Source organism: Bacillus sp. F9_6S_D1_P_5 (assembly GCF_054823925.1).
Genome location: NZ_JBTREW010000051.1, coordinates 1 through 4,110, shown reverse-complemented (window position 1 = coordinate 4,110; position 4,110 = coordinate 1). Strand labels below are relative to the sequence as shown.

At 35.7% G+C, this 4,110-nt stretch carries 3 protein-coding genes; 1 reads left to right on the top strand and 2 read right to left on the bottom strand.

Annotation, left to right across the window (positions count from 1 at the left end):
* Nucleotides 1-214: 214 nt before the first annotated feature.
* Both ACUXEY_RS28045 and ACUXEY_RS28040 read right to left on the bottom strand, forming a co-directional pair.
* Complete coding sequence (locus ACUXEY_RS28045) at nucleotides 215-1,357, bottom strand: MFS transporter (protein WP_147807059.1); 1,143 nt, start codon at nucleotides 1,355-1,357, stop codon at nucleotides 215-217.
* Nucleotides 1,358-1,419: 62 nt separating this feature from the next.
* Nucleotides 1,420-2,016 carry a TetR/AcrR family transcriptional regulator gene (locus ACUXEY_RS28040; RefSeq protein ID WP_461302073.1) on the bottom strand — a complete coding sequence of 199 codons (597 nt, stop codon included), beginning with the start codon at nucleotides 2,014-2,016 and terminating at the stop codon, nucleotides 1,420-1,422.
* 440 nt (nucleotides 2,017-2,456) lie between these two features.
* Here ACUXEY_RS28040 and ACUXEY_RS28035 point away from each other — a divergent pair, with 440 nt between their 5' ends.
* On the top strand, nucleotides 2,457-3,887 hold the full coding sequence (locus tag ACUXEY_RS28035) for an IS4 family transposase (RefSeq protein WP_461302072.1): 1,431 nt from the start codon (nucleotides 2,457-2,459) through the stop codon (nucleotides 3,885-3,887).
* Nucleotides 3,888-4,110: the final 223 nt, after the last annotated feature.

Here is a 4,110-nt window from a genome sequence, read left to right as displayed (position 1 = left end):
ACCCTTTCTCATTAACATAAGAAAATAGTAACGTGCTTTTAACTTCAAAAATAGTCTAAATCCTTAAGTTGATGGATGTGGGGTAGCACCACATCGCCATCAAGCTAAATTTTATAATACCCCCAGAACGAAAATTTCTTCGTTTTGGGGAACTACCAATTTCTTAAATTGATGGGCATGTATGGTGACCCTATATAAAGAAATTTTAAACATCTTAATCTGCCTTTCCTTTATGTAAATATGGAAATAATGAAATTACCCCAAGGATAGCTAAACAAGCTCCAATCCATAGCGGAGATACAAAACCATATCCTTTACTGATTCCAAGACCACCTAGTGAGGAACCAATAACAATACCCAGCGTAATAAAAGAACTATGAACGGTATTTATCATTGTTCCATTACTAGCTGTTTTCATTACTCTCGCAACCATAGCCGGATTCAATGCTACACCAGTTAAACCAATAAAAATCGTAGAAATAACCGCAATGTATTTATTCTCTGCACCTAAAGCAAATAAAGACAATGCTACTATTAATATAATCAATCCGCTCACCAGTATTTTCATTGTATATTTATCAGCAAACTTGCCAATCACTATATTCCCAACTACCGTCGCACTACCATAGAGAGCAAGTAAATATGGAATACTTGCACTTGAAAAGCCTGTGATATTTGTAAAGATAGGAGTGAAATAACTAAATGCTGCAAACGTACCACCAATAATGAACATACTTGTTACGTACGCTGCCCAAAGATGAATATTCTTAAATCGCAGAAGTTCGTCTTTCCAATTCAATTGCTCTTTATTTGAAGATGATGGTAACAACCATTGAATCATAATCCCTGATACTAGCACAAGAACAGAAACAGCCCCAAAACTAATACGCCAGCCAAAATATTGCGAAATAACGGTTGTTATAGGTAAACCTAATACAGTTGCGAACATTAAACCTGCAAGTACAATTGATGCAGCTTTTCCCCTTGAATCAGAGTGAACCAATGTTGCAGAAAAGGAAATCGCAACTCCAAAAGATGAAGCTGAAGCAATACCAGTTATAATACGTGAAATCATCATAATATCATAGTTCCAAGCAATAGCTCCGAGCGATTGACCAATTAAAAATACGAACATTAAAAACAATAATGCTTGTTTGCTGCGCATTCGTAAGAGGATTGCAGTTAAAATGGGGCCTCCTATTACCATTGCTCCTGCATAAGCTGAAATTAAATACCCAATAGATGATACAGAAACCTGGAATGCAAGAGCAAGTTCATTCATCATACCTGCAACCATAAATTCTGATGTAGTCATACAAAAGATTGCTAAAGCTAATAAATAAATAATCGATGGCATAAAAACACTCCTTATTCATTATTGTAATGATTGGTACAAAAATAGTGCGAAAAAAGAGCGCACTAAGCGCCACAAATAGACTCCATTGTTCCTTTGATAACTTGTTCAGACAACATCCGATTTTGCATCGATACATTAAGAACACGGAATCCGTAATAACTACTTAAAAGCAGACTAGCTAATTCCTCAGCTGATTGCTTCTTTGAAATTTCACCTGTTTGCAATCCTTCCTCCATCACTGCTTCAATAGCTTGTTTAAGAAGTTCAACATGCTTCGAGAAAATTTCTTGTACCATTAAATCGTTTTTAGCACGTTCTATACTGGCATTAATCAATAAACATCCTTTTTGATTAATATTCTCAAAGTCTTCTTTCAATGCCCATTCAAAAAAATTACTTAATCGTTCTTTAACTGGAATTGGAGTATCTAACAATTTCCTTTGTTCCCTAATCCCAATTTCATGGTAGCGTTCTAATACTTGTTTATACAGTTCATGTTTACTACCGAAAGTATTGTATAAACTTCCTTTTCCAAGTCCTGTATCACTGCATAAATCTTGTGTAGAACACCCTTCATATCCTCTTAACCAAAATGTTTTCATTGCAACATCTACAATTGAGGAATAATCAAACTCTCGGGGTCTGCCGCGTTTATTCAATCGTATCCTCCTCTCATTTTAAAGATAACATTAATAGAATACTCTTTTTTGTACCGAGTGGTCAATATTTTGTTTTATTGTTACTGTAAAATAAAATTTGATTATTTTAGATTACGAATAATTCAAAATAGCTCCCTAATTCAAATACAAGTCCTATTTGAATTAACAATTTCATCAATCTTTATTATTAATTATCAAACTTTGTTATAAATGATCAATCTATTTTACAAAGCCACAAAAAGACAAAATATAAATTGTTTAATCATTTGTTTTTCTACGTTTCCATAGGAAAAGCCGGGGAGTGAAACTCAGCCAAGGAGAAATCGTTGGTCTAATTGGGGTTACCATACATCGCTATCAATCTAAGGTAAATTTGTATCCATATAATCAAAAAAACGCTATTCTTTTTGTAGAAAAATACAGAAAGGATGGCGTTTTGTATGACTCTATCGATTCAAGATGAGTTTCATTTATTCGCTGAAGAATTACAGCGATATCTATCCCCAAGTATCCTTCAACAGCTCGCACAGGAGACGAGTTTCGTAAAACGTAAAAGTAAATATGGCGCACGAGATTTGGCCGCTTTATGTATTTGGATTAGTCAACACGTAGCAAGCGATTCTCTTACTCGATTATGTAGTCAGCTTTATACAAATACAGCTACACTCATGAGCCCAGAAGGACTGAATCAACGCTTTAATCCAGCAGCTGTCGCATTTCTTCGAGAAGTGTTTACTTCCCTTCTCACACAAAAACTCTGTTCAAATCACTCACTTTCTGCACATATAATCTCTACTTTTAATCGTATCCGTATTTTAGATGCGACAGTGTTTCAACTACCTGATCAATTCGCTACTGACTATCAAGGTTCAGGTGGGAGTAGTAATAAGGCAGGCGTGAAAATCCAATTAGAATACGATTTACTTAGTGGTCAATTTCTTAACGTGCAGCTTGGGCCAGGAAAGAATAATGATAAAACATATGGTACCATCTGCCTTGAAACCGTAGAAGCAGGCGATTTGTGTTTACGTGATCTTGGTTACTTCGATTTAGGAGACTTACAAACCATTCATGATAAAGAGGCTTACTATATCTCTCGGTTGAAGCTGAATACACGCATTTATACCAAGAACCCTGAACCCGAATACTTCAACAATGGTACGGTAAAAAAGCAGACAGAATACATCCAGCTTGATATGACACAAATGATGTCTGATCTAATCCCTGGTGAAACGATAGAAATCCCTGAGGCATACATTGGCCAAAATCAGAAACTTCCAGCACGTGTTATTATCCATCGTTTAACCGATGATCAAACGCAAACACGTCTGAAAAACCAAGCGATACGTGAAAAGAAGAAAGGCATTGTCATGAAGGATAAAAGTAAACGTTTAATGGGCATGAATGTATATATCACGAACACGTCGCTAGAAGAAGTACCGACGAACTACGTGCATTCATTATATTCACTTCGTTGGCAGATTGAAATTTTGTTTAAAACGTGGAAGTCATTCTTTGAAATTGATAAATGTCAAAATATAAAAAGAGAACGCCTAGAGTGCCATTTATATGGACAACTCATCGGCATTCTCCTCTGTTCTTCTACGATGTTTCAAATACGTCAGCTTCTGCTTGAAAAGAAAAAGCAGGAGCTGAGTGAATACAAAGCGATTTATATGATTAAAGATTACTTTCCATTACTGTTTCAAGCGATAGCCGTTGGCACAGAAGAACTTTTAAAAATTCTGCATCGCCTTTATCAGCTGCTCAAAAAAAACGGTCGTAAATGTCATAGGTATAAGAAGATGACCGTCTTTGATATTCTAGGGATTGTGTATAAAACGGCGGTGAAGCATAGACAAGCTGCCTAGCGAAAAAATCGCGTTTTAATAGGCTTCTTTAGCATGCCTACTTTTCTATCACTTGCTAGTTTTGAAACAAGGATCATTTCGTACCTATTAAATTACTTGGTTAGCTTGATGGGCATGGGGTAGCACCACACATCCATCAACTTAAGGATTTAGACTATTTTTGAAGTTAAAAGCACGTTACTATTTTCTTATGTTAATGAGAAAGGGTGACGTGTTTTTTATG

Excerpts from the sequence above, each read along its gene's own strand:
- ACUXEY_RS28045 (WP_147807059.1), bottom strand. The coding sequence starts at position 1,357 with ATGCCATCGATTATTTATTTATTAGCTTTAGCAATCTTTTGTATGACT.
- ACUXEY_RS28035 (WP_461302072.1), top strand. The coding sequence starts at position 2,457 with ATGACTCTATCGATTCAAGATGAGTTTCATTTATTCGCTGAAGAATTA.